The following is a 26,925-nucleotide window of genomic DNA, read 5'->3' as shown; positions in this document are numbered from 1 at the left end:
AAGTCGCATCGTCGCCCCGCCCCGCCCACTTTTTTTACCGCTTCAGGATCAGAAATCGCGTTTGTAGAAGATATCCAGCGAGCTGGCCACGCCGCTGGCCACTTCCAGGTACACCTTCTTGCTCAGCAGGTAGCGCAAGGCGATGGTGCTGGCCGGTTCGAACACCCCGACGCCGTAACGCAGGCTGAGTTTCTCGGTGATCTTGCCGCTGGCCACCACCGCCGTGTTGTTACCACTGCCCTGGGTGTCGAGTTCAAAGTCCTTGATGCCCAGGTTCCTGGCCAGGTCGGATGTCACCCCTGCGCTGCCCATCAAGCCCAGGCCCAGGGCGGCTTGGGCGAGCATGTTGTTGTCTTCGCCAGTGGTGCTCAGCGGGCGGCCCAGCACCAGGTAGGACAGCGCCTGCTCCTGGCTCATGGCCGGTTCCGAGAAGATTTGCGTGGTGGGTTGTTCGGCGCTGCCGCTGAGGCGGATGCCGGCCACCACGTCGTCGGTCTTGCGGATGGCTTCGATATCCAGGTACGGCTGGTCCAGGGGCCCGGCGAACAGCAGGCGCGCGCGGCGTACGTCGAGTTTCTGGCCATAGGCGCGATAGCGGCCGTCGTTGAGCCACAACTCGCCACGGGTGTCTAGGTTGTCGCCGATATGCACGTGGCCCTGCACCTTGGCGGTCAGGCCGAAGCCGGAGAAATTGAGCTGGTCTTCACCCACCGCCACGTCGATATCCATAGCCATGGCCATCGGCGGCTTGCCCTCTTCGGTCTGGCTGCCAATGATGATCGTGTCGTCCGACACCTTGACGGTCGACGGCGGCAGTTCGCGCACGGTGATGTCACCACGGGGGATCCGCACCTTGCCGACGATGGCGAGTTTGTCATCCTTGAGGCTGATGTTCAGGTCGGGCGCCACTTCGAGCACCGCGTAGGGCTCCACCGTCACCGGCAACTGCGAACCTTGCAGGCTCAGGTCCACTGCCAGGGCCTGGCCCCAGTCGATGCGGCCCTTGAGGCTGCCCTGCCCGGCCTTGCCGCTGCGCCAGCCACCGTTGAGCTGCACGCTTTCACCGGCGATCAACGCCTGCACATTCAAGCCTTCGAGGCTGATGGGCAGTTCCGGCCCGGAAATTTCGCCGCCCACCAGATTCACGCTGCCGTTGACCTGCGGCGCCAATAGCCCCCCAGAGATGCGTCCATTGCCGTTGAGCGTGCCGCCGAGGGTTTCCACCATCGGTACAAAGGGTCGCGCCACGGCCAGGTCGAGGCCGACGAGGCTGAAGTTGCCCGTCATCGGCTTGCTCTTCGGCAATGGGTTGATCTGCGCCTGCACCAGCAACTCACCCAGCTTGCCACCGCGCAGGTTCAGTAGTGTGTCGATGCGCTTGGGATTGAGGGTGGTTTCCAGCTTGAGCGTGTCATACGGGAAATCCAGCCACTGGTCTTTGTCCTTGACGCGCAAGGTGCCGCCACTGGCATCCACCGAGACCAGGCCCTTGGGGCCACTGTTGGGCAGGTCCAACTGCAGGTCGGCGTTGAGCTTGCCCTGCCAGGCGAAGTCTTTAGGCAAAAACGCCGCGAGGCTGTCGAGGGGGAATTGCTTGAGGTGGTAACGCAGTTTGGGCTCAGGCATCAGCCGCTGGTCTTCGCCGCAAAGGCTGGCAGGACCGGACACCCAGCAATGCGCAGCAAAGGTCAGCTTGCCATCGGCCAGGCGCTCGATTTTCGCCGGGGCTTGCAGTTTCCAGTCCTGGCCGCCGGCTTGCACATCACCACTGGCCAGGCGCCCGCGCCAGTTGCCCTTGTCGAGGTTGCCGTCCAGGGCCAGGGCCAGTTTGAGCAACGGGCCGGCCAGGTCCAGTTGGACTTTTTGCGTGTTGATATCGCCCTGGGCGGCGGCGGTGAGCGTGCCCAGTTGGGTCTCGCCGCTTTGAATGCCGCTGCCCTTGAGATCGATGGTCGCGCGCTGGGCATTATCCAGGGTGGCGCCGAGGCTCAGGCTTTGCAGGCGGTTGTCGGCAAACGCCAGTTGCTGGCCCTTGAGGTCGAGTTTGCCGTGGGGCGCCTTGAGGCTGCCGGCCACATCGAGACGACCGTTGACCTGCCCACGCAACTGCGGCCACAGCTGGGCCAGACGCGCGAGCTTGATGTCGATTTGCCCGGCCAGACGTTGTTGCAGGCTGCCGCTGCCATTGATGCGGTTGTCACCCAGGCGGATATCCAGGTTCGCCAAGGTCCATTGCTCGCCGGCGCCATCGGCCTTGGCCGCCAGCACTGCCGTTTGCCCCCGCAAGCGCCCCTTGAGGTCGAGGTCGGCGTTGAGCTTGAGCTGCTCATTCTTGAACTCGCCTTTGCTGCGCAGCGGCCCGGCCAGCGTACCGGGCAGTTCAGCCACCCAGTACGCCGGGTTCAGCGCCGACAGGTCCAACGCCGTATCCCAGGCGATGCCATCGGCGAACTGCAGGTTCAGGTGGCCTTCGGCCTTGCCCTGGCCTGCGGTCAGTTTCAGCTCGGGCAGGAAGACTTGCTTAAGATCACCGCTGAACGGGGTGACTACATTGAACTTGCCCGCCGGGCCGTCGAGGTCGGCCTTGAGGTTGCCGAGGTAGTTGCCATCTTTGTAGGAGATCTCACCGTTGAAGGTGCGCAATGTTACCTGCGGCGCGTCGATCAGCGGATAAAGGCGATGCCACGGGAAGTCGATCCAATCGATCCTGGCGTCGGCACTGAAGCCTTGTTGCCAATCCAGCTGGGCGCTGAGTTTAACGCTCTGTTTATCCCCGGCAGTCAGGTCCAGGCCGGCGATCTGTGCGCCCTTGGCGTCGACCTTACCTTGCAGCAGCAGGTCTATCGGGCCTTTTTCCGCCGGCAGCGCGGCTTTGCCCAGCAGTTGATAGCCCTTTTTCAGGTCGCCTCGGGCGCTGAGGTTGAGCTGATTGAGTTGCAAGGTGTCGGGCAAATCGGCGCTGGGCTTGAAACCGTCAGCCTTGATATGCACGGTTGCCGGCAGGTTTTCCACCAAGGGTTGCAGCTCGCCGGTGAGCTTGGCTGCCAAGTAGCCGCTGCTATCGGCGTCGAGCTTGAGGGTATCGAGCAGGTTGCCATCGACCTTGAGGGCGATTTTCCAAGGCACGCCGCCGGGCGCGTAAGGCAGGCTCAGGTTGCCGCTGGCAGTCAACGGCCAATCGCCGGTGGGTTGCAGCAGGCCGGTGAGGTCCAGCGCCAGGTCGTCGCGCTGCAGTTGCACCGAATCGATCTGCAGGCCGGCGGCGGTCCAATGCGCCGCCAATTGCAGACCCTTGAGCTCCTCGCTGCCGTTGAACAGCAGGCTAGCGACGCGAATGTCGCCCAACTGCAGGGCAACCGGCAACGTCAAATCCGGCAACGTGATGGGGCCGCTGCTGTCTTCGGTACTCGGTGGAAATTGCAGGCTGACCTGCTCCACATCCAACCGGTTGATGCACAGCGTCATGCGCAGCAGGCAGGCCGGCGCCCAATCGAAGGTCGGCGCAGTCAGCTCCACGCGGCTGCTGCCTTGCTGCCACAGCAGATGATCGGCGCGCCACTGCCCACCCAAGTGGCCCTGGAAGTTCTCCACGCTCACCCCCGGCAAGCGGCCCAAGGCCCAGCGACTGCCCGCCTGGGTACCGAGTACCACCCACAGCGCCAGCACTACCACGGCGAGGACAGCGACAAGCGCCAGCCCCGCGATTTTCAAACCACGCATCACAACTCAGGCCCCATGGAAAAGTGCAAACGAATGCCGCCCGGGTCTTGCAGGGCATGGGCCAGGTCAAGGCGGATCGGGCCGACGGGCGACACCCAGCGAACACCGATGCCGACCCCGGTTTTCAAGCTCGGCAGCTCCAGGTTGTTGAAGGAATTGCCTTGGTCGATAAACGTCGCGATCCGCCATTTGTCGGCAATCGAATATTGATACTCGGCGCTCAACGCCACCATGTAGCGGCCACCGATGCGGTCGCCGCGATCGTTTTCGGGGGACAAGGTCTGGTACTCGTAGCCGCGCACGCTCTGGTCGCCACCGGCAAAGAAGCGCAGCGACGGCGGTACCGACTTGTAGCCATTGGTGGCGCTGCCGCCGAACTGGGCCCGCGCCAGGAAACGGTGGTTGTCCCACAAGGTGGTGAGGCCTTTGACCATGGCCGTGCCGTAAAGCAGGTTGGTGTCCGAACCCAAGCCTTCCTTGGCCACCCGGGTATCCAATTGCAGGCGGTAGCCGTGGTGAGGGTCGATGCGGTTGTCGCTGCGCAGGTAGGAATAACTGACACCCGGCATCACCAGGTTACTCAGGCCCGAGTCATCGCCCAGGCGATATTCCTCGCGCTGGTATTTGAGCGAGATCACCCGGGTCCAGCCGCTGGGCAACTTGCTGTGCCATTCCGGGCCCACGGTGAGCAATTTACTCAGGGTGTCGGTGTTGGCCAGTTCTTCATTCTGGTAGCCACCGGCGAAACGCAGTTTGTCGGTAAGCGGTGGGTCCAGCGGGATGTCGTACCACAGCCCGACGTTCTGCCGCGGCGCCGACAGTTCGGTTTCCCAGCCATAGCTGTGGCCTTGGGGGTTGACCCAGTGGCGCGTCCAGTTGGCTTTGCCGCGCGGCCCGACGTCGGTGGAAAACCCCAGGCCCAGGCCCATGGTGCGTGGCTTGCGGGTTTGCAGGCGTACGGCGACCGGGATGACATCGTTGGCCGATGCCGCCGGAGCGGCGTCCACGCGCACGCCCTCAAAAAAGCCGCTGGCTTGCAGGTTCTGGTTGAGTTCGGCGATCAGTTCGGAGTCGTACGGGTCGCCGGCCTTGAAGGGCACCATGCGTTGCAGCAGCTCTTCGTCGAACGGCGTGTCGCCGGCGAAGTTGACCTTGCCCAGGGTGTAGCGCGGGCCGCTTTCGTAGACAAGTTCGATATCGGCAACGCCGGCCTGGGGGTCCACCGCCAGTTTCTGACGGGTAAACCGCCCGCTGAAAAAACCGTAGCGCGAGGCCTGGTTCTGGATCAGCCGCTTGGCGTCTTCGTAGTGGCCATGGTTGAGCACGGCGCCGGAAATGAGGTCGTTGCTGGCGGGCACGCGAAACGCCTTGAGGTTCGCGGCCGGGCCATCGACCCGCAAGGTCACGTTACGTAAATGCACCGGTTCGCCGGGGTCGATGGTGAGGATCAGGCGCGGGTTCTTGCCGCCCTTCACGTCACTTTCGATCTGTGGCTGATAAAAGCCCAACGCCTGGGCGGCTTTGCGCGCCTGCTCCTCGGCGCCACGGCTGAACCGTAGCAAGGCCTCTTCATCACGATCGCCCACCCCGCCGATATAGCCTTCGATGTTGGCTTTCAACGCGTCGTTCGAGGGTTTGATCCGCACGTCCAATTCGCTTTGTGCAAATGCGCCGCAGCTTGTGAACAGCAGAACCAAGCCGCTGGTAAATCTTCCTGGAAATCTCATAGGCGCGGATGCTACACGAGCTGAAGAGTTACGTTGAACTGAGAATTATCTGAATAATTCTGTTCTAAGCCGTTGTCGCCTGTAACGACTGCGGGTTGGGATGGAAAAACACGTGCTCCAGGATAGGCCCTACAGCCACTTCGCCGATTTCCTCGTAGCCCTGGCGTTTATAGAAATCCAGATACCGTGAGTTTCCGGTATCCAGCACCACCCCGGACGAATGCGGGTCGTCGGCGCACCAGTTGTGGACCGCCTCCAGCAACTGCTCGCCGTAGTGCTTGCCCTGGAACTGTGGGTGAATACCCAACAATGGCAGCACGTGCACCGACTCGCTGGGCAGGCACGCCAGCACCGCGTGATGGTAGTCGAGGTAACGCCGCGTACCGCGTACGCCGGTGCTCAGCCACATGCGCAACTGCCAGGCCCAGCTCTCGGTAATTCCCAGGCGCCGTTGCGGCGGGGCGATCAGGGCAATACCGATCAGCCGATCATTCACGAACAGCCCAATGGCAGGCAGCTTCTGGAAAAAGTGTTGCTTGACCAGTTCGCGCACCGTGGCGCGTACCCGTTGTTCATAGCCGGTACGCTCTGCTTCGAAGATATAGGCGAACGTCGGCTCATGCCGATAAGCCTGGTACAGCAGTGAGCGGGCCTCGCGGGAGTACCCGCTGTTGAGCAGGCGGATTTCAGCAACGGCAGTCGAAGTTTCAGGCATACGGTCAATCTCCCTGGGCGCCATTTAAACGATGGCGTTCGTATGGGTACGAACCTGCGCGGCACAAATCGTTCTCAGACCTTAGCAGTGCAACTGTGCTACCGCCACGCTGGCCCCCGTCTGACTTGTCGGCTAGCATCGCCCTTTTGCCAGGACCGGACTGCCGACCATGAAAATCGTCTCCTTCAATATCAACGGGCTGCGCGCCCGCCCCCATCAGTTGGCGGCGCTGATTGAAAAGCACCAACCGGATGTGATCGGCCTGCAGGAAACCAAAGTCCACGACGATCAGTTCCCCCTGGCCGAAGTACAGGCCCTTGGCTACCACGTGTATTACCACGGCCAAAAAGGCCATTACGGGGTGGCCTTGCTTTCGCGCAAGGAAGCACTGAGCGTGAACAAAGGTTTTGCCAGCGATGAAGAAGACGCCCAGCGCCGCTTTATCTGGGGCACCTTCGCCGATGAAAACGGCCAGCCGATCACCATCATGAATGGCTATTTCCCTCAAGGCGAAAGCCGCGACCACCCTACCAAGTTTCCGGCCAAGCAACGGTTCTACGAAGATTTGCAGCACCTGCTGGAAAGCCAGTTCAGCAATGACCAGGCGCTGGTGGTGATGGGCGACGTGAATATTTCCCCGGAAGATTGCGACATTGGCATCGGCCCCGACAACGCCAAGCGCTGGCTGAAAACCGGCAAGTGCAGCTTCCTGCCGGAAGAGCGCGAGTGGATGGCCCGCTTGAAGAACTGGGGCCTGGTGGACAGCTTCCGCCACCTCAACCCGGACGTGGCCGACCGCTTCAGCTGGTTCGACTACCGCAGCCGTGGGTTTGAAGATGAGCCCAAGCGTGGGCTGCGCATTGACGTGATCATGGCGTCCACTGGCCTGGTGCAGCGGGTCAAGGATGCCGGTGTGGATTACGATTTGCGCGGCCTGGAAAAGCCGTCGGACCATGCGCCGATCTGGCTTGAACTGAGCTGATCCCCCTCACCGTCTTGGGTTGAATGTGGGAGGGCTTTCCCACATTTGATCGCTTGATTGCCAGTCACATTATTGCAATCCAACTGACTTAATCTCGCGGCACTCCCTTTGGCTTGAGAAGGTGCCGGCATGACGCTGCGCGTTCTGTTTCTGTTGTGTTGCGCGGTGCCCCTCTGCGCCATGGCCACTCCCCTACCCGTCCCCGAACAAGGCCCCGCGTTGCGCATCCAGGGCTCCAACACCATCGGCGCGGCGCTGGGACCTGCGTTGGCCAAGGGATTGATGGAGCAACAGGGCTTGCAGGCGATACACACTGAGCCGGCCAGCGCCAACGAGCAGCGTGTGATCGGCAAGACTCGCCAGGGGAAGTCGGTCACTGTCGAAGTGGCGGCTCATGGTTCCAGCACGGGTTTTGCTGCGCTGAAAAACTCCACGGCCGACCTCGCGGCTTCATCCCGCCCGATCAAGGACAATGAGCTGGTCGACCTCGAGCCCCTCGGCGACCTGAAAAGCCCCGGTGCCGAACAGGTGATCGCCATTGACGGCTTGGCGATCATCCTCAACCCGCAAAACCCGCTGAATACCTTGAACACCGAGCAACTGGCGCAAGTCTTCAACGGTGAAGTCAGCACCTGGGAGGCGCTGGGCGGTATCGGCGGGCCTATCCATGTGTATGCGCGGGATGATCAGTCCGGCACCTACGACACTTTCAAGGAACTGGTGCTGCGCTTGCGTGGCAAGCCCCTCGTCGCCTCGGCCAAGCGTTTCGAGTCGAGCGAGCAGTTGTCGGATGCGGTGAGCCAGGACGCCCAAGGCATCGGGTTTATCGGCCTGCCCTATGTACGCCAGGCCAAGGCCGTGGCGATTGTGGACGGCGACTCACAACCCATGTTGCCGCTCAACAGCCTGATTGCCACCGAGGATTACCCACTGTCCCGGCGGCTGTTCTTTTATTTGCCGCCGGCAGGCCACAACCCATGGGCCAAGGCACTGGTGGAGTTTGCCCAGAGCAGCAAGGGCCAGGCCATCGTCGCGGCCAACGGGTTTATCGCGCAGCAGGTGCAGGCGATGGCGGTGCAAGCGCGCGGGTCGATGCCCGAGGACTATCAAGCCATCGCCCGCGATGCCCAGCGGCTGACGGTGAATTTTCGTTTCGAAGAAGGCAGCGCCAGCCTGGATAACAAAGCGCGCCAGGATCTGCAGCGGGTGGTGGCGTACCTGCGCAACCACGCCAAGCTGGATAAACAGGTGACACTGGTGGGGTTCGGCGACGCCAAGAATGACCCGCAGCGGGCCGCGTTGCTGTCGAAGCTGAGGGCGATGGCGGTGCGTCGCGAGTTGGTAAAAAACGGCGTGGTGCTCAGGGACATTCGCGGGTTTGGCGCGCAGATGCCGGTGGCGGCGAATACCGCGGATGAAGGCCGGATCAAGAATCGGCGGGTGGAGGTCTGGGTGTATTAAAACCTGAGCCTTGCGGGGCTCAGGCTTGCTCCCGATACAGGCGACGCGATCTTACTGCCCGCCGCGCATCAGCTCTTTGGGCACGTACTTGCCGATCTCGAATTTGCCGATGGCTGCGCGGTGCACTTCGTCCGGGCCGTCGGCCAGGCGCAGGGTACGTTGCATGGCGTACATGTAGGCCAGCGGGAAGTCATTGGACACGCCCGCTCCGCCATGGATCTGAATGGCGCGGTCGATCACTTTCAAGGCCACGTTCGGTGCCACCACCTTGATTTGGGCGATTTCGCTTTTCGCCACTTTATTACCCACGGTGTCCATCATGTAGGCGGCTTTTAACGTCAGCAGGCGCGCCATGTCGATTTCCATCCGTGAGTCGGCGATCTTGTCGATATTGCCGCCCAAACGGGCTAACGGCTTGCCAAATGCGCTGCGGCTGACCGAGCGTTTGCACATCAATTCCAGCGCACGCTCGGCCATGCCGATGGAGCGCATGCAGTGATGGATACGGCCCGGGCCAAGACGGCCCTGGGCGATTTCAAAGCCGCGGCCTTCGCCGAGCAGGACGTTTTCATACGGCACGCGCACGTTGTCGAACAGCACTTCGGCGTGGCCGTGGGGCGCGTCGTCGTAGCCGAACACCGGCAGCGGCCGTACGATTTTCACCCCGGGGGTGTCCACCGGCACCAGGATCATCGAGTGCTGTTGGTGGCGCGGCGCATCCGGATTGCTCAGGCCCATGAAGATCAGGATCTTGCAGCGCGGGTCGCAGGCGCCGGAGGTCCACCACTTTTTACCGTTGATCACCCATTCGTCGCCCTGGCGTTCGGCGCGGGCGGCCATGTTGGTGGCGTCCGAGGAGGCCACGTCGGGTTCGGTCATGGCGAAGGCCGAACGGATCTCGCCGCGCAGCAGCGGCTCGAGCCAGCGGTGCTTTTGCTCTTCGTTGGCATAACGCACCAGCACTTCCATGTTGCCGGTGTCGGGGGCCGAGCAGTTGAACGGCTCCGGGCCCAGCAAGGATCGGCCCATGATTTCGGCCAGCGGTGCGTACTCAAGGTTGGTCAGGCCGGCGCCCAGTTCGGACTCGGGCAGGAACAGATTCCACAGGCCCTCGGCTTTAGCGCGGGCCTTGAGCTCTTCCATGATTGCGGTGGGCTGCCAGCGGTCGCCTTCGCTGACCTGGCGCTCGAACACCGGCTCAGCCGGGTAGACGTAAGCGTCCATGAAGGCGGTGACGCGTTCACGCAGTTCCTGAACCTTGGGCGAATAGGCGAAATCCATGAGCAGCTCCCTTCTCTGAGAGGTTGTTTAAGTCATGCAATCGATGCTAGAACAGCGTTGATAATTTACCTAGCCTATTCTCGGCGTGTATTAACATTCATCACCGATATATGATCGACGCCTCGGCACGCAACAAATCGCCACCTAACAATAAGAGCGCACCCCAATGAATCTGAGCAAGGTCGACCTCAACCTCTTTATCGTCTTCGACGCGATCTACACCGAAGCCAACCTGACCCGCGCCGGGCAGATCGTCGGCATCACCCAGCCGGCGGTGTCCAACGCATTGGCGCGCCTGCGCGAGACCTTCAACGACCCGCTTTTCGTGCGCACCGCCCAAGGCATGGTGCCTACGCCCATGGCGCAGAACATCATCGGGCCGGTGCGCAATGCGCTGTCGTTGCTGCGGGTGTCGGTGCAGGAAAGCCGCATTTTCAACCCGCAACAGGCGGCCAAGACCTACCGCATCAGCATGACCGACCTGACGGAGGCGGTGATCTTGCCGCTGCTGTTCCAGCGCCTGCGCCGCCTGGCGCCGACGGTGGTGATCGAGAGTTTCCTGTCCAAGCGCCGCGAAACCACCAAGGAACTGGCCGCCGGCCGCCTGGACTTTGCGGTGGACGCGCCGCTCAACACCGACCCGCAAGTGCGCCATGTCAAGCTGATGGAAGACCGCTACGTGTGCGCCATGCGCAAGGGCCACCCGATGGTGGGTAAAGACAAACTGACCCTGGACGATTACATGGGGCTGACCCATATCCATATCTCCAGCCGCCGCAACGGCTTGGGCCATGTCGACCTGGCCCTCGGCAAGATGGGCCTGCAGCGCAAGATCGCCCTGCGCTCCCAGCATTACCTGATGGCCTCGCAAGTGCTGCAGCAGACCGATATGGTCATGACCGTGCCCGAACGCTTCGCCCGGCGCCATGAACTGCACTGGTTCAATTTGCCGGTCAATGATGTGCCGCCGGTGGAAACCCATTTGTACTGGCACGAAAGCACCGACCAGGACCCGGCCAACCGCTGGATGCGCGAACAGATGATCGAGTTGTGCCAGCAAGTGACGGCCCATGAGAAAAAACTGGATGGCAAGCAGGCTTGACCTGCGCCGGGGCTGCAAAGCAGCCCTTGACGTTAACGTAAACCAGCCACTAGCCTAACGCCCAAGCCACCCTTGAGCATCGTCATGAGCACCACTTACAGCATTTCCGACCTCGCCCGCGAGCTCGACATCACCACCCGCGCCATTCGCTTTTATGAAGAGCAAGGCTTGCTGGCCCCGGAGCGCCGGGGCCAGGAACGCATCTACTCGGCGCGGGACAAGGTCAGCCTCAAGCTGATCCTGCGCGGCAAACGCATCGGCTTTTCCCTAGCCGAATGCCGCGAGTTGATCGAACTCTATGACCCCACCAGCGGCAACCATATCCAGCTCAACAGCATGCTGGCGAAAATCGCCGAGCGCCGTGAGCAACTGGAACAGCAGTTGCTGGATATCGAGCAGATGAAACTGGAACTGGACACCGCCGAAGAGCGCTGCACCCAGGCCCTTGCGCACACCATGAGCCAGGCCGGCCATTGATCAGAAGGTAACTGCCATGTCCCTCCCCTCCTACGTACGCCTGGTGGAAGTCGGCCCGCGCGACGGTTTGCAGAACGAAGCCCACCCCATCAGCGTGGCCGACAAAGTGCAACTGGTGGACGCTCTCAGCGCCGCGGGCTTGAGCTATATCGAAGTCGGCAGTTTTGTCTCGCCCAAGTGGGTGCCGCAGATGGCCGGTTCGGCCGAGGTGTTTGCGCAAATCCAGCGCAAGCCCGGCGTGACCTACGGCGCGCTGGCGCCGAACCTGCGCGGCTTTGAAGATGCCCTGGCGGCCGGGGTGAAGGAAGTCGCGGTGTTTGCGGCCGCGTCCGAAGCGTTTTCCCAGCGCAATATCAATTGCTCCATCAGCGAAAGCCTGGAACGGTTTGTGCCGATCATGGCCGCCGCCAAAGCCCATGGGGTGAGCGTGCGCGGGTATGTGTCCTGCGTGTTGGGTTGCCCGTACGAAGGCTCGGTCGCACCGGAACAGGTGGCGGCGGTTGCCCGCGAACTGTTCGCCATGGGCTGTTATGAAGTGTCCCTGGGCGACACCATCGGCACCGGCACGGCGGGCGCCACGCGGCGGCTGTTTGAGGTGGTGGGTGCCCAGGTGCCACGGGACAAACTGGCCGGTCACTTCCATGACACCTACGGCCAGGCGATTGCCAATATCTACGCCAGCCTGCTGGAGGGCATCCAGGTGTTCGACAGCTCTATCGCGGGCCTTGGCGGCTGCCCCTATGCCAAGGGCGCAAGCGGTAACGTCGCCACCGAGGATGTGGTGTACCTGCTCAATGGCTTGGGGATCGACACCGGTATCGACCTGGAGGCCTTGATTCTTGCGGGCCGGCAAATCAGTACGGTACTGGGCCGGCCTACCGGCTCACGGGTGGCCAAGGCGCGCAGTGCGGTTTGAGTAGAAGGCTTGTGACAATGTGTTACCGAGCCTCTACACATCGAGTAACACGGGAACATATTGTGGGGCATTGGCCGCGTGGCATTTCCCCTAAAAAACTCAAGCCATTGAATTTAAACGACTTTTAAAAGTTGGCACGCCTTCTGCTATCTCTATTGCATAACAAGAATAAAAAGCACCAAACCTAATAAAAATAAGACGAAACGACTCTGACATAACAAAAACAACACGGCAGAGACGCAGCTAACAGATTTTTTTGGAGAAGATGTGCTTCGCAGGGTACGGCTTGCCGAAACCCGCAACCGGTTAGAGAACAATAAAACTACCTCAGGTAGCTACCCACTGGTTGGATCGTTTACGAAGAAGCAGATCAGCGCTCAAAAAAATACGTTTGCTCTTGACCCCGAATGGGGGTCGCCAAAAACAGCAACAAAGGGCCACGGCTGCCAAAAACAACAACAGGCCGCCCCTCAATAATAAAAAAGAGCACGCAACGACACATTAAAGGGGACCTTCGGGTCCCCTTTGTGTTTTCCGGTGGGTATTTCAGAGCTGCGAGCCATGCTCCGCAGCGTGATTATTGAGCACTTTTCGCGTCAATAGTGTTAGCCCCAGTTTTTCCTCTCTCCTTCGCGCGATGCTGAGCGCGTCCATCTGCTTCACATAAAAGTCACTTTGCATCGAGCCATCGACCAAAATTTCTTCGCGGCTCATGCCCAGCGTACTGACCACTGTGTCAACCGCCCTGTCTCGTTCCGTTTGCCAGGCCTCCCTTGCCGCTTGATCCGCTTGAGCACCGGGCCCCTCCTGCAACCTCGACAGCTCATACAGCGCATCGCTCTTTTCATCTATCAGCTTGATTGCGGGGGCTGTCAGCATTTGCAACTCATCGTTGTAGTGCGTACGCAGGTATCTGTCCCAGAATGTTTGTTCAACCAGAAACGTTTCCCGGTCGCCGCTGACAGCTTCGGCTGTCAGCACTTGCGTGTAGGCGTCATCGATGGCCGCCTGGCCCACATTGGCCGTCTGAGAAAACAGCATGTTCCGCGACTTGACCGGTAAACCCAACTTGTCCGCCAACCCAATTCGATACGCCAGAATCACTTCACTCTGCTCTGTAAACGCCGCGCCTCTGGCGATCACATCTCGTTGCGCAATGTCATCTACCAACTTCAGTCGAAACAGTTTTTTCGAAGCGTTCAACAACTGATCCTTGAGCGCCGGTCCCTCTGCCAGCTCCATGACGTTCAGCACGAACAGTTCACGCTCCAGGTTCATGAACTCAAGCGTACTGCCATCACCACACGTGGCCCTGTCATCGGCAATCACGAATAACTCATTGCGAATACGCTCGTTTTCGCTGACCGCCTTGAGCATCTCCCAGACACGCGCTCTCAATTGCGGTCGAGTGGCCGCGCTGCGGTATTCGGCAGAGCGTGTGGTATCGGCCACTACCGTCAGCAATGCACTCGATTCCGGATTGGCCGTGAGCGAGTCCCAGATCGTTTCATAGCGTGATCGCTCGATCTGTTCCAAGTCGCGCAGCCATGACTCCCGCCCTTCGGCAGCCGTAACATGCTCCCAGTTCGGTTGAACCACAGGGGCCTGGAGACCCAGCCGCTGGAGCGTCTGTGCGGATAACGGATTGTCGTGCAGATTGATTCGTGCAGGTTGTTCGAACACGTAATCGGGCAGCGTGCTGATCTGATTGGTATGCAAATCGATATCGACAAGCTGCGGCAAATGCTGCACACCTGTGGGGAATGTTCTTGTCCCGGTACGGCGCAGGTTGAGCCGGTTCAGGCTTCGCAGGCCGCTCAGGTCTGGGGCCCACCCCAGCAGGGTGTTATGGGAAAGGTCGAGGATTTGCAGGCTATGCAGGCTCTCAAGGCGGGCGGTCGACTGTTCGGTCAGGCGAATATCGTTGGCGCTCAGGTTCAGCTCAGTGAGGTTGACGCCGCCATTGGCAAACTCCGGCAATTGGGTCAGGTTATTATTTTCGAGCAGCAGCCGTCGCAAGCCGCCAAAGGCCCGCAAGAACCCCGCCGACTCATCGCTCAACGCCATACGGCTCAAACGCAGATCGCTCACATGGTCCATATTTGCGCTGATCGCGGGGAGCTCTTCGATCATCTCGTCAGACAAATCCAGGGTATGCGCTCCTGCAAATGCCTGGGTGGTGCTGCGCTGCCAAGCAAGTTTGAGGGTGCTGGCGACCCTGCGCCTGGCCCTTGCATAACCCGAACCCGCCTCGTCAACCCATGTGCTAAGCACCGTTTGGAGTTGTTCAAACTCAACCCCAAGCTCAGTCAGCTTCGCGTGGAAGTCAGCGTCGCTACGCCCCTCAAATCCCAAAAAGGCGCGCACCTCTTCAAGCGTCCTGGAGGGATAGATTTTCACCGCCGCAAGCTCAAGTGCCAGAGGTCGCTGCGAGGCGCCCCCCACAGGGCTCAATGGATAACCGAAACGCCCATCGGCAAGGCGCATGGGGGATTTGTAACCTGGCTTGATGGGTTGTAGCGCTAATGCACGCCGGGCCTGCGCGTCGTTCAAAGGTTGTCTCATAAGCTCAAGCTTCAGCGCCTGAGTGTCGGCGTGCAGCCGTTCCCAACTGGTGAACTTACCCCCTGCGGCGAACCAGAGGGCGCTGTAGAAAGCGTCTTTATCGGTTCGGGCGTACAGCGTTTTACCGGACTCATCCACAACTTCCCAATGTGCCAGGGTGACCCGAACCAACCGGCGCTGTAGGGGAGCATCCTTGCTGCCAACACGATCGAGCAGCGCGCCGGTGAGGCTGTCGGCACGTAACTCGATGCCGATTGCCTCCAATCTACCAGGCATGGCCGCCAGCGTGTGCAGGGCCAGTTGCACAGTATCCATTGTGAGAGGGCCGTCAAAATTAAGCGCGGCATGCGCCCGCAGGATGCGTAAGCGCGGCAAGTAGCGGCGCGCCTCTTCCGCCAGCCGCAACGGCACGCGTGAGTGCTGCGTCATGTGTGCCAGCTCCTCGCTGTTGGCATTGGCCAGCAATTCTTCGATGACCAGTTTGGGCAGGCCAGGAAAGGAGCGCTGGATCCGCTGCACGTTGCTGTCAACGGACAGGTCCCCGGACGCAATGTCGCGCTCAATGATTTCACTGCGGTACTCAGTTGCCAGTTGCAGCAAACGACGCTGGTAGGTGACAAGCCTTTTGGCGTCGGAAGGCGCTTCAAGCGCCCTCTTGGCGAGAGGGCGTTGCAAGTGATCCGGCAGCTCGACCTCTGTCTCACCGACGAGGGTATCGAGTCTTACCGTATCGCGCGCAATGCCTTCATCCAATAACTGACGAGCTTCCGTCAGCTCCAGCTGTGCCAGGAGCGACGGCAGGATACGCCCAGCAAGCACGTCCTGTTCGTGCAGCAGCACGACTGGCTTTTCTGTGTCTCCCTTATAAGAACTCCACACGGCGTCTCCCGCCGCATTGTCAATCCGCAGCTCCTTGGTGTCAGGCCACACACCCTTACGCATGATCAAATTGAGTTGCTCATAGCCGGCTACGCGCGTAAGCGCTTGCGGGTCCGTACTGCGCAGATTATCGAGCAATGCCTGGTGTCTGGCGCTTGCCTCGAAGTGTCTCAGGGCTTCCCTGAACAGCGGTGGGGGTAACTGCTGGTCAATATAGATGCCACGCAGCGCTTCATCCGTCACCCCGCTCATGACCCTGAGCTGTTCCAGGTCTGTATCGCTCAAGGCGTCGACACTGTGCCCTATACGGCGTAACAACGTCTTACGGTCCCAGGTGAGGGGCTGTTCGAACTCATGCACCCAGGCGCCGCCGCCGTTATGCCGAATACGCGGTGAATACAGCGAAGCGTCGTCTGGATGGACAAGCCGGATATCGTTATGGCTGCCTGCGACTTTGTAGTGCCCGCCCTCCACCGGCAGATAGCTTTCGCCCGCATGCGCGTATAACCCTCGGGCATCCGGCTTGAGTTCGGCAGGCAGGGTAACCGTGTGCCTGAAGGCCCTCAGATCGGAATCAAACAAGCGTACTCTTGCGCCCCCGAGTTCGACACGGACCAGGCGTTTGACGAACGCCGACTCCTTGGCCACCAGCAGTGCCTTGGGAACCGCCAGCCCCGCCACACCCAGCAATACCGTCGAGAAATGCGCCCAGCCCTCTTGTACTTGCCCCTCGGACCACGACTCGATGCCTTCGAAAAGCTCATAGGACATTTGCAGCGCTCCGACGACCAGCATGACTTCGCCAAGACCCGGCACCACAAGCCCGGCCAGGTTCAGAATGTCCAGCAGCCTGTTTCCCCACAACGACAGCCTGGCGCGTGCGACACGATTATCCATGTCCCCCGTCGAAACGGCTGCGGTACTGCAGTTGGCCATGATCAAACGGACTTTCTGCACCGCGCTGTCCTGCCACACATCCTTTAATGACGGACCGTAGCCGTAGTCGGCCGGGCTAAAGATTCTGCGCTTGGAAGCCGGGGCGAAATCCTCGGATTGAGTGAACTTTCCCTCAGGGTCAAGCAGTGTCTTGAGCTTGGTGAAAAACGCCTGCTGCTCGGAAAGCGGCACGAACTGGCTGAAGAACGTCCGGTATTCGGCCTTGCACAAACGCGTGGTCAGATCATCGGCAAACCAGCCGAGATTGGGATATTCCTTCAATACACATTCCGGATCGCCCGGAATGTAGACCCAGCATCGCCGGGGCTGAAGCGAAGCATTCCTGAAGTGGGCTTTAAACACTACGGGCCCGATGACCAGAATATTTTCCAGCGCCAATGCGCACAGCGAGAACCTGGAGAACTTAATATCCTCCCCATCCAACTGCCGGCCGCGATGGTTAACCAGGATGTCCTTGATCAAGGCATGACCATCATTCTGGATGTCCTGCTTCATCACCGCGATCTGCGCGGCCAGCTCCAGCTGGTTGCGATGCGCGGTAATCATCGCGCTGTAGAGTTTACCGGCGGCTGCCCCCGGGATTGTCGAGGTGATCCGGGCATTGAGCGTGGTACGCACATGCGCGTAATACTTCGCCCCCAGGTCCAGTGTCCTGCACATGCGGGCAAACTCGTGAGCCTTGATTCCCACCGGCACAGACCTGACGTTGCCCGCATCCGGCCATGCCCGCAATGAACGCCGATGAAAGGGGTATCGGGTAATCAGGTGGCAGTCCTGGCAGACAGGCACACTGGTTTCGTCTTCGCTGAAGTTGCTTAGTGCCGCTTCCAGCAGGCTAACCCCTTTATAGGAGTAGAACTCTGACGCCAGTGGCGACTCACGACTTCGGGACGCTTCAGCGGACAGGCGCTCGCATTCCTTTTGTTCTATCTTGCGTGCATAAAAAGTCTGCCTGACGTCCAATTGAACGCCGAAGGTTTTCTTGATGGCCTCGACCAGCAAGGGTTCGGCAAAGTCAGTGACACTGTTCAACCCGACCAGCAGTTGATCCAGCTGATTCAATGAGCGCCGGCTACGTATATGGATCGCCTTGAGCGCGTCCCTGGCTGACTCCGGTGCGTGCCTGTACCAACCCGGAATGTTCAGCGGCTGGAGGGCCAATTGTGTTTTGTGTTCCGCCAGCGCGTCGGTGTACCAGTCGGGTGTGTTGTCTGTGATGGTGTGAAGGTGAACGTTTTGTTCATTCTGGCCTGAAGTGGTCTGTGTCACGAGCATAACCCTGGGGGAGCGAAATAGATTCGCTACCCTAGGCTGTGGCACCGGCACACAGGCGGCACACGAGTATCGCCCTGCGTATGCCGAAGTGTGTCAAGCGCGGCCGAGTTCCTTCAGGGTGATCTCACGCATCCGAAACTTCTGGATCTTGCCTGTCACCGTCATGGGAAACGCCTCCACGAACTTGAAATACCTCGGCGTCTTGAAGTGCGCGATGCGGCCCTTGCACCAGTTCTGAAGCTCAAGCTCGTTGACCATATGGCCTGAATGACATTTGACCCAGGCGACGATCTCTTCGCCGTAACGCTCATCGGGAATACCGATGACCTGCACGTCCGCCACCGCCGGATGGGTGAAGAAAAACTCCTCCAATTCCCGCGGATACACGTTCTCGCCGCCACGGATGATCATGTCCTTGTTACGCCCCGCGATGCACACGTAACCCTGCTCGTCCATGGTCGCCAGGTCGCCGGTGTGCATCCAGCCGGCCTCGTCAATCGCGTCGCGGGTGCCTTCGGGGTTGTTCCAGTAGCTGAGCATCACGCTGTAGCCTCGGGTGCACAACTCGCCAATCTCACCGCGCGCGACCGTGTTGCCATCGCCGTCGATAATCTTGTGTTCCAAGTGCGGCTGGGTGCGGCCGACCGTGGTGACGCGGCGTTCCAAGTCGTCCGTGGCAGCGGTCTGCAACGACACCGGGCTGGTTTCGGTCATGCCGTAGGCGATTTGTACTTCGCCCATGTGCAACTCATTGATGACCCGGCGCATCACTTCGATGGGGCATGTGGCGCCGGCCATGATGCCGGTGCGCAGGCTGGACAATTCAAACTCGCCCCGCCGTGGGTGGTCGAGCAAGGCGATAAACATGGTAGGCACGCCGTACAGGCCGGTAGCGCGCTCCGCGGCGATGGCGGTGAGGGTCAGCAGCGGGTCGAAGCCGTCATTGGGGTAGATCATGGTGGTGCCGTGGGTGATGCAACCCAGGTTGCCCATAACCATCGCGAAACAGTGATACAGCGGCACCGGGATCACCAGGCGATCCCGCGCAGTCAGGCCCAGGCTTTCGCCGACCATGTAGCCGTTGTTGAGGAGGTTGTGGTGACTGAGGGTGGCACCCTTGGGGAAGCCGGTGGTGCCGGAGGTGTACTGGATATTCACGGGCTGGTCGACGTGCAGGCTGGCCTGGCGGCGGTGCACTTGCTCGGGCGGCACACCCGCGCCGAGGGCCGTCAGTTGCGACCAGGGCAAGAACCCCGAAGGTGGGTTGGGGTCAAGGCTGATGAGGCCGCGCAGATCGGGCTTCAGCTCTTGAAGCATCGCGTGGTAATCGGAGGTTTTGAACGACCCGGCACATACCAGCCATTGGCAACCGGATTGCTTGAGCACGTAGTCCAGCTCACTGCTGCGGTAGGCCGGGTTGATATTCACCAGGATCACCCCGAGCTTGGCGCTGGCGACCTGGCTGATGCACCACTCGGCACAATTGGGCGCCCAGATCCCCAGGCGGTCGCCGGCCCGCATGCCCAACGCCAGGAATGCACGGGCGTGCAGTTCAACCGTTTCGGCCAGTTGCCGCCAGGTATAGCGGCGCTGCTGATGACGCACCACAAGGGCTTCGCCGTCGGGGTATTGCGCCACCGTGTGATCGAAGGCCTGGCCAATGGTCATGGCCAGTAAGGGCTTATCCTGAGAGCCACGGCTGTAGCTCGGGTGCGGTTGATCCATAACGACCCCTGTTGTCTTTTTTGTAGGTTGACGTGAACGTAAACTACGATTGACAGCGTCGTAACGCAAGCTTACGTTAACGTAAAGGTGAGCGCCCTCCCCTGGCGCGCCATCGACACAACAACAACGCTGACATTAAGGTGCCTGTCCATGAGTTACCCGTCCCTGAACTTCGCCCTTGGCGAAACCATCGACATGCTGCGCGACCAGGTGCAGTCCTTTGTGGCCAAGGAAATCGCTCCCCGCGCGGCACAGATCGACATCGATAACCTGTTCCCCGCCGACCTGTGGCGCAAGTTCGGAGACATGGGCCTGTTGGGGATCACCGTGGCGGAAGAATATGGTGGCGCCGGGCTGGGCTACCTGGCCCACGTGGTCGCCATGGAAGAAATCAGCCGTGGCTCGGCTTCGGTGGCACTGTCCTACGGCGCGCACTCGAACTTGTGCGTGAACCAGATCAACCGCAACGGCAACCACGAACAGAAACTCAACTACCTGCCCAAACTGATCAGCGGCGAACACGTCGGCGCCCTGGCCATGAGCGAGCCGAATGCCGGCTCCGATGTGGTCTCGATGAAGCTGCGCGCCGACAAACGTGGCGACCATTACGTGCTCAATGGCAGCAAGACCTGGATCACCAACGGTCCCGACGCCAACACCTATGTGATCTACGCCAAGACCGACCTGGACAAGGGCCCGCATGGCATCACCGCGTTTATCGTCGAGCGCGACTGGAAAGGCTTCAGCCGCAGCAACAAATTCGACAAGCTGGGCATGCGCGGCTCCAATACCTGTGAGCTGTTTTTCGACGACGTCGAAGTGCCGCAGGAGAACATCCTCGGCGTACTCAACGGTGGCGTTAAAGTGCTGATGAGCGGCCTCGACTACGAACGCGTGGTGCTCTCCGGCGGCCCCACCGGGATCATGCAGGCCTGCATGGACCTGATCGTGCCCTATATCCATGACCGCAAGCAGTTCGGCCAGAGCATCGGCGAGTTCCAGCTGATCCAGGGCAAGGTCGCCGACATGTACACCCAACTCAACGCCAGCCGTGCCTACCTCTACGCGGTTGCGCAGGCCTGCGAGCGCGGCGAAACCACACGCAAGGACGCCGCCGGGGTGATCCTGTACAGCGCCGAACGCGCCACGCAAATGGCCCTGGATGCCATCCAGATTCTGGGCGGGAATGGCTATATCAATGAGTTCCCCGCCGGGCGCTTGCTGCGTGACGCCAAGCTGTACGAAATCGGCGCCGGCACCAGTGAGATTCGGCGGATGCTGATCGGGCGCGAACTGTTCAACGAAACCCGCTGAGGGAACGCGCCATGGCCACCCTGCACACCCAACTCAACCCGCGCTCGGCGGAATTCGCCGCCAACAGCGCGGCAATGCGCCAACAGGTCGACGCCCTGCACACCTTGCTCGCCCACGTGCAGCAAGGCGGCGGCGCCAAGGCTCAGGAGCGGCATACCTCACGGGGCAAGCTGCTGCCGCGCGAGCGCATCAACCGCCTGCTGGACCCCGGCTCGCCGTTTCTGGAACTCAGCCAATTGGCCGCTCACCAAGTGTATGGCGAGGATGTGCCCGCCGCCGGGGTGATCGCCGGGATCGGCCGCGTGGAGGGCGTCGAATGCATGATCGTCGCCAACGACGCCACGGTGAAAGGCGGCTCGTACTACCCACTCACGGTGAAAAAACATCTGCGCGCCCAAGCCATCGCCGAGCAGAACCGCCTGCCGTGCATCTACCTGGTGGACTCCGGCGGCGCCAACCTGCCGCGTCAGGACGAAGTGTTCCCCGACCGAGAACACTTCGGGCGCATCTTCTTCAATCAGGCCAACATGAGTGCCCAGGGCATCCCGCAGATCGCCGTGGTGATGGGCTCATGCACCGCCGGTGGCGCGTATGTACCGGCCATGGCCGACGAAGCGATTATGGTGCGCCACCAGGCCACCATCTTCCTCGCCGGCCCGCCGCTGGTGAAAGCCGCCACCGGTGAAGTGGTCAGCGCCGAAGACCTTGGCGGTGCCGATGTGCACTGCAAGGTCTCCGGCGTGGCCGACCACTATGCCGACAGCGACGAACACGCCCTGGCCCTGGCCCGGCGCAGCGTGGCCAACCTCAACTGGCGCAAGCACGGCCAATTGGCCCAGCGCGTGCCGATGGCGCCGCTGTACAGCGGCGAAGAGTTGTATGGCGTGATCCCGGCCGATGCCAAGCAGCCGTTCGACGTGCGCGAAGTAATCGCGCGGCTGGTGGACGGTTCGGTGTTCGATGAGTTCAAGGCGCTGTTCGGCACCACCTTGGTGTGCGGTTTTGCGCACCTGCACGGCTACCCGATTGCAATCCTGGCCAACAACGGGATTCTGTTCGCCGAAGCGGCGCAAAAGGGCGCGCACTTTATCGAACTGGCCTGCCAACGCGGAATCCCGCTGCTGTTCCTGCAGAACATCACCGGTTTTATGGTCGGGCAAAAATACGAAGCCGGCGGCATCGCCAAGCATGGCGCCAAACTGGTCACTGCCGTGGCTTGCGCCAAGGTGCCGAAATTCACCGTGATCATCGGCGGCAGCTTTGGCGCCGGTAACTACGGCATGTGCGGCCGCGCCTACGACCCGCGTTTTTTGTGGATGTGGCCCAACGCGCGCATTGGTGTGATGGGCGCCGAGCAGGCCGCCGGGGTGCTGGTGCAGGTCAAGCGTGAGCAGGCCGAGCGGGCCGGTAACCCCTTCAGTGCCGAGGAGGAAGCGGCGATCAAACAGCCGATCCTCGACCAGTATGAAACCCAGGGTCACCCCTACTATTCCAGCGCGCGCCTATGGGATGACGGCGTGATCGACCCGTTGCAGACCCGCGATGTGCTGGCCCTGGCCCTCTGCGCCGCGCTGAACGCCCCCATCGAGCCGAGCCGCTTCGGCGTGTTCCGCATGTAACTGGAGCTGTACCCCATGAGCGATTTCAACACCCTCGAACTGATCACCGACCGCCGTGGTTTTGCCACGCTGTGGCTCAGTCGTGAAGCCAAGAACAACGCGTTCAACGCCGAAATGATCCGCGAACTGATCATCGCCCTCGACCACGTGCAAGGCGATGCCTCCCTGCGTTTCCTGGTGCTGCGCGGGCGCGGCAAGCACTTCAGCGCCGGCGCCGACCTGGCCTGGATGCAGCAGTCGGCCGAGCTGGATTACCACACCAACCTCGACGACGCGCGCGAACTGGCCGAGCTGATGTACAACCTGGCCAAGCTGAAAATCCCTACCCTGGCGGTGGTGCAAGGGGCGGCTTATGGTGGCGCGCTGGGCTTGATCAGTTGCTGCGACATGGCCATCGGCGCCGACGACGCGCAGTTCTGTCTGTCGGAAGTGCGTATCGGCCTGGCACCGGCGGTGATCAGTCCCTTCGTGGTGCAGGCCATCGGCGAGCGTGCGGCGCGGCGCTATGCCCTTACCGCCGAACGCTTTGGCGGCCAGCGTGCGCGGGACATCGGCCTGCTCGCGGAAAGCTATCCGGCGGGCGAGCTGGACACGCACGTGGAACAGTGGATCGCCAACCTGCTGCACAACAGCCCCGCCGCGATGCGCGCCAGCAAAGACTTACTGCGTGAAGTGGGTAACGGCGCCCTCACCCCTGCCCTGCGTCGCTATTGCGAAAATGCCATCGCACGGATTCGCGTCAGCGCCGAAGGCCAGGAAGGCTTGAGAGCCTTCCTGCAAAAACGTGCGCCCAGTTGGCAACCGCAGGAGCCGCGCTCATGAGCACGTTGACCACCTTACTGGTGGCGAACCGTGGCGAAATCGCCTGCCGGGTGATGCGTACCGCCAAGGCCATGGGCTTGACCACGGTCGCCGTGCACAGCGCCATCGACCGCGACGCGCGACACAGCCGCGAGGCTGATGTCCGCGTCGACCTGGGCGGCAGCAAGGCCACGGAGAGCTACCTGCAAATCGACAAGCTCATCGCCGCCGCCCAGGCCAGCGGGGCCCAGGCGATTCATCCGGGCTACGGCTTCCTGTCCGAAAACGCCGCCTTTGCCCGCGCGATTGAAGCCGCGGGCCTGATCTTCCTCGGCCCACCCGCCTCGGCCATCGACGCCATGGGCAGCAAATCCGCCGCCAAGGCGCTGATGGAGACCGCCGGCGTGCCACTGGTACCGGGTTATCACGGCGAAGCCCAGGACCTGGAGACTTTCCGCGAAGCCTGCGCACGCATCGGTTACCCGGTACTGCTCAAGGCCACAGCCGGTGGCGGCGGCAAGGGCATGAAGGTGGTCGAGCACGTCGACCAACTCGCCGAAGCCCTGGCCTCGGCCCAGCGTGAAGCCCTGTCGTCCTTTGGCAATGGGCAGATGCTGGTGGAGAAATACCTGCTCAAGCCACGCCATGTGGAGATCCAGGTATTTGCCGATCAACACGGGCATTGCCTGTACCTCAACGAGCGGGATTGCTCGATCCAACGTCGCCATCAAAAAGTCGTCGAAGAAGCACCGGCACCGGGGTTGAGCGTTGAACAACGCCGGGCCATGGGCGAAGCCGCCGTACGGGCGGCCCAGGCTATTGGCTACGTAGGCGCCGGCACGGTGGAGTTCTTGCTGGACGCACGCGGCGAGTTCTTTTTCATGGAAATGAACACGCGGTTGCAGGTGGAGCACCCGGTGACCGAGGCGATTACCGGCCTGGACCTGGTAGCCTGGCAGATTCGCGTGGCCCAGGGCGAAGCGCTGCCGCTCACCCAGGAACAAGTGCCGCTGATCGGCCACGCGATTGAAGTGCGCTTGTATGCCGAAGATCCGACCCATGACTTCCTGCCCGCCACCGGGCATCTGGCGCTGTATCGCGAATCGGCACCCGGTGCGGGCCGCCGGGTAGACAGCGGTGTCGAGCAAGGTGACAGCGTATCGCCCTTTTACGACCCGATGCTCGGCAAGCTGATTGCCTGGGGCGAGGACCGTGAACAGGCACGCCTGCGCTTGCTGAGTATGCTCGATGAATTTGCCGTCGGCGGGCTGAAGACCAACCTGGGGTTCCTGCGGCGCATCATCGGGCACCCGGCGTTTGCAACCGCGCAGTTGGATACCGGGTTTATTCCACGTTATCAGGATGAGTTGCTACCGCCACCCGGTGAATTGAGCGATGAGTTCTGGCAGGCGGCGGGCGCGGCCTTTATGCAGAGCTTGCCCGTGGCTGAAGGGCCGTGGGCGGATAGACGTGGTTTTCGTGCCGGTTTGCCCGCCGAGGTGTCGTTGCACCTGAGCTGCAACGGACAGGATCGGTTGGTGACGTTGGCGGCAGATGCTGCGCAGTTGCAGGGCGAACAGTTGCTGATCGAGCGTCAGGGCGTGCGCCGTTCACACTTGGCGGTGCGTCGCGCGGGGGCGGTGTTTTTGCGTTGGGATGGCGAGATGCAGTGCGTCAGCCTGTTCGACCCGATTGCAGCGGTGGAGGCCAGCCAGTCTCACCAGGGAGGCCTCACGGCGCCAATGAACGGCAGCATCGTACGGGTGCTGGTGGACATTGGCCAAGCGGTCGAAGCCGGCGCGCAACTGGTGGTATTGGAGGCAATGAAAATGGAGCACAGCATCCGCGCGCCCCAGGCGGGGGTGGTCAAGGCGCTGTTCTGCCAGGAGGGCGAAATGGTTGCCGAGGGGTGCGCACTGGTGGAGCTCGAAACAGTCGGCTAGAACTTCGCGGTGGCCTGCACCACGACGCCAAGGATGCGGCAATCGGCGTCAAACAGCTGTTTCGGATAAGTGGGGTTGAGCGGCACCAGGTAGCGCTGGCCGCTCTCTTCCAGTAGCTGGCGGAACGTCGCGTGAGGCCGGTCAGCCCATTGGGCGACCACCAAATTGCCGGGCTCGGCGCTAAGGGCCGGATCCACCAGGATCATCATGCCCGCAGCGATGCTCAGGCCGCTGGGTGCGGTCATGGCATCGCCTGTAACCGGCAGCCAGAAGGCGTCGCCTCGCGCATGGTAGTCGGTCGTTTCGAAACGCGCGGCGCCGTAGGCCTGGCGTTCTTCGCGGACTTCGCACAGGCCACTCCAGTCGTTGACCGGGTAACGAAAATACGGGTTGTACTGTGTTGACAGGGCTGGTGCGTCGCGGGCCTTTTCGCGGACTTCCTGCACCACTTCCAGATAACCCAGGCCCAGTTCTTCGAGCACCCGGTTCATGTCCGCCAGGCTCGGCACGCGGCGTTTGTTGAGCCAATGGCCGACGCCGCCCTGGGACATGCCCAAGCGTTCAGCCAGCTCACCCTGCGTGACCTTGCGGTCTTTCATGTTGGCCTTGACCAACGCTATCCAGTTATCCATGGGGCCAGACAATACGTCAGGTATTTTTCAGGGCAATAAACAGTTTGTAGTAATCCACGAAACGACATTAATACGACACGTACTATCATCAGGCATAAGGTTTTCGACACCCACCCAGAGTACCGCCCCTTATGACGACGAGCCCGTACCTCCTGCCCGAACCAACCGAAAACAATGACGCGCACGACCTGCGTGGCAGCGGTGCTGCCCAGCGCGCGCTGGACTTTTATTTGAAAGAAAAAATGTCGGCACCCGCCCCGGACGAGGCCATGTTTGCCATCAAGCCTGGCATCAGCCAGGAGGAGGCGCTGGTCTACGCCTCCGACCTGCTGCGCAGTGCGGCGGCAACAGCCTACGAGTCAGCAAGCAGCCATCAAGGCAATCACCGCGACCTGGCGTTTTCAGTGGTGTATTTGATTGATATGGCGAAGGCGATGCTGGAGCGCTCGTTGCAGGCGACAGAGGCTCAAGCGAACGTATAGAAGGCCCGAAGGAAAAATATTTCTATCCCACGGATAAAAACATTTGACTTGCAAATGATAATGATTATTATTGGGATCAGCTGATCGCGAGATCAGTCGATAGTCCAAGGGACCTTAGGTCGGACTCTTGGAATATCTCCTCATCAGGCTAATCACGGTTTTTGACCCGGCTCTTTGGCCGGGTCTTTTTTTTGCCAGTTTCCCTGGCATGGCTTCAGGCTAATGAAGACTGTGTGCTGCTTGATGGCGCGCATGGTAGCAAAAGACCATCGCCTAATGAAAGCCAGCGTAGCGCTCCGGCTCGTATCTCTGCGAAATAGCGCTTGAGAATCAATCTCATAAATTCTAAGCT

Annotated in this window: 17 protein-coding genes; 10 read left to right on the top strand and 7 right to left on the bottom strand. The window is 61.1% G+C overall.

The features are described 5' to 3' along the window. Positions 1-48: 48 nt before the first annotated feature. The 3 genes from AB4N98_RS23025 to AB4N98_RS23015 all read right to left on the bottom strand — a co-directional run bounded on the left by AB4N98_RS23025 (position 49) and on the right by AB4N98_RS23015 (position 6,162). Positions 49-3,720 (bottom strand): translocation/assembly module TamB domain-containing protein, encoded by a 3,672-nt coding sequence (locus tag AB4N98_RS23025; protein WP_460148935.1) that lies wholly within the window; start codon positions 3,718-3,720, stop codon positions 49-51. Then, the gene (locus AB4N98_RS23020) at positions 3,720-5,447 is read right to left on the bottom strand and encodes an autotransporter assembly complex protein TamA (RefSeq protein ID WP_368949749.1); all 1,728 of its coding nucleotides are present in this window, start codon (positions 5,445-5,447) and stop codon (positions 3,720-3,722) included. Before AB4N98_RS23020 ends, AB4N98_RS23025 begins: the two co-directional genes overlap by 1 nt. A gap of 64 nt (positions 5,448-5,511) precedes the next feature. Beyond that, the gene (locus AB4N98_RS23015) at positions 5,512-6,162 is read right to left on the bottom strand and encodes a GNAT family N-acetyltransferase (protein ID WP_017527127.1); all 651 of its coding nucleotides are present in this window, start codon (positions 6,160-6,162) and stop codon (positions 5,512-5,514) included. 169 nt (positions 6,163-6,331) lie between these two features. On the opposite strand from AB4N98_RS23015, the gene xthA reads away from it, so the two are divergent. Continuing rightward, on the top strand, positions 6,332-7,144 hold the full coding sequence (gene xthA / locus AB4N98_RS23010) for an exodeoxyribonuclease III (protein WP_017527126.1): 813 nt from the start codon (positions 6,332-6,334) through the stop codon (positions 7,142-7,144). A gap of 129 nt (positions 7,145-7,273) precedes the next feature. Continuing rightward, on the top strand, positions 7,274-8,605 hold the full coding sequence (locus AB4N98_RS23005) for a substrate-binding domain-containing protein (protein WP_137219768.1): 1,332 nt from the start codon (positions 7,274-7,276) through the stop codon (positions 8,603-8,605). Between the two features lie 51 nt (positions 8,606-8,656). Here the strand turns inward: AB4N98_RS23005 and AB4N98_RS23000 are convergent, their stop codons facing one another. Beyond that, positions 8,657-9,886 (bottom strand): acyl-CoA dehydrogenase, encoded by a 1,230-nt coding sequence (locus AB4N98_RS23000; RefSeq protein ID WP_017527124.1) that lies wholly within the window; start codon positions 9,884-9,886, stop codon positions 8,657-8,659. Positions 9,887-10,052: 166 nt separating this feature from the next. On the opposite strand from AB4N98_RS23000, the gene AB4N98_RS22995 reads away from it, so the two are divergent. From AB4N98_RS22995 to AB4N98_RS22985, 3 genes are all read left to right on the top strand, one after another. After that, positions 10,053-10,988: a LysR family transcriptional regulator gene (locus AB4N98_RS22995; protein WP_017527123.1), complete on the top strand. Its 936-nt coding sequence runs from the start codon at positions 10,053-10,055 to the stop codon at positions 10,986-10,988. 84 nt (positions 10,989-11,072) lie between these two features. Continuing rightward, positions 11,073-11,465, top strand: coding sequence for a MerR family transcriptional regulator (locus AB4N98_RS22990; protein WP_003174785.1), 393 nt, complete (start codon positions 11,073-11,075; stop codon positions 11,463-11,465). Positions 11,466-11,481: 16 nt separating this feature from the next. After that, complete coding sequence (locus AB4N98_RS22985; protein ID WP_116077824.1) at positions 11,482-12,381, top strand: hydroxymethylglutaryl-CoA lyase; 900 nt, start codon at positions 11,482-11,484, stop codon at positions 12,379-12,381. A 546-nt stretch (positions 12,382-12,927) separates the two neighbouring features. Here AB4N98_RS22985 and AB4N98_RS22980 read toward each other — a convergent pair. Both AB4N98_RS22980 and AB4N98_RS22975 read right to left on the bottom strand, forming a co-directional pair. Next, the gene (locus tag AB4N98_RS22980) at positions 12,928-18,051 is read right to left on the bottom strand and encodes an NEL-type E3 ubiquitin ligase domain-containing protein (RefSeq protein ID WP_175404197.1); all 5,124 of its coding nucleotides are present in this window, start codon (positions 18,049-18,051) and stop codon (positions 12,928-12,930) included. A gap of 99 nt (positions 18,052-18,150) precedes the next feature. Further along, a complete protein-coding gene (locus AB4N98_RS22975) occupies positions 18,151-19,782 on the bottom strand; it encodes an AMP-binding protein (protein WP_460148934.1) in 1,632 nt (543 codons plus the stop codon). A 150-nt stretch (positions 19,783-19,932) separates the two neighbouring features. Between AB4N98_RS22975 and AB4N98_RS22970 the strand changes: the two genes are divergently transcribed. Genes AB4N98_RS22970 through AB4N98_RS22955 form a run of 4 tightly spaced genes read left to right on the top strand, consistent with a single transcriptional unit; the run spans position 19,933 to position 25,459 of the window. Further along, a complete protein-coding gene (locus AB4N98_RS22970) occupies positions 19,933-21,096 on the top strand; it encodes an isovaleryl-CoA dehydrogenase (RefSeq protein WP_017527120.1) in 1,164 nt (387 codons plus the stop codon). An 11-nt stretch (positions 21,097-21,107) separates the two neighbouring features. Further along, positions 21,108-22,715 (top strand): carboxyl transferase domain-containing protein, encoded by a 1,608-nt coding sequence (locus AB4N98_RS22965; RefSeq protein ID WP_065877484.1) that lies wholly within the window; start codon positions 21,108-21,110, stop codon positions 22,713-22,715. Positions 22,716-22,730: 15 nt separating this feature from the next. Then, positions 22,731-23,537, top strand: coding sequence for a gamma-carboxygeranoyl-CoA hydratase (locus AB4N98_RS22960; protein WP_017527118.1), 807 nt, complete (start codon positions 22,731-22,733; stop codon positions 23,535-23,537). Beyond that, positions 23,534-25,459 carry an acetyl/propionyl/methylcrotonyl-CoA carboxylase subunit alpha gene (locus AB4N98_RS22955; RefSeq protein ID WP_065877488.1) on the top strand — a complete coding sequence of 642 codons (1,926 nt, stop codon included), beginning with the start codon at positions 23,534-23,536 and terminating at the stop codon, positions 25,457-25,459. The genes AB4N98_RS22960 and AB4N98_RS22955 overlap by 4 nt, the downstream gene beginning before the upstream one ends. On the opposite strand, the gene AB4N98_RS22950 is transcribed toward AB4N98_RS22955, so the two are convergent. Then, positions 25,456-26,091 carry a LexA family protein gene (locus AB4N98_RS22950; protein ID WP_065877490.1) on the bottom strand — a complete coding sequence of 212 codons (636 nt, stop codon included), beginning with the start codon at positions 26,089-26,091 and terminating at the stop codon, positions 25,456-25,458. The genes AB4N98_RS22955 and AB4N98_RS22950 overlap by 4 nt on opposite strands. Before the next feature lie 131 nt (positions 26,092-26,222). Here AB4N98_RS22950 and AB4N98_RS22945 point away from each other — a divergent pair, with 131 nt between their 5' ends. Then, on the top strand, positions 26,223-26,573 hold the full coding sequence (locus AB4N98_RS22945) for a DUF6124 family protein (protein ID WP_017527115.1): 351 nt from the start codon (positions 26,223-26,225) through the stop codon (positions 26,571-26,573). Positions 26,574-26,925 lie beyond the last annotated feature (352 nt).

Source organism: Pseudomonas sp. S3_E10 (assembly GCF_054667615.1).
Note: the sequence above shows the minus strand (reverse complement) of the source record. Positions and strands in the feature narration are given on the sequence as shown.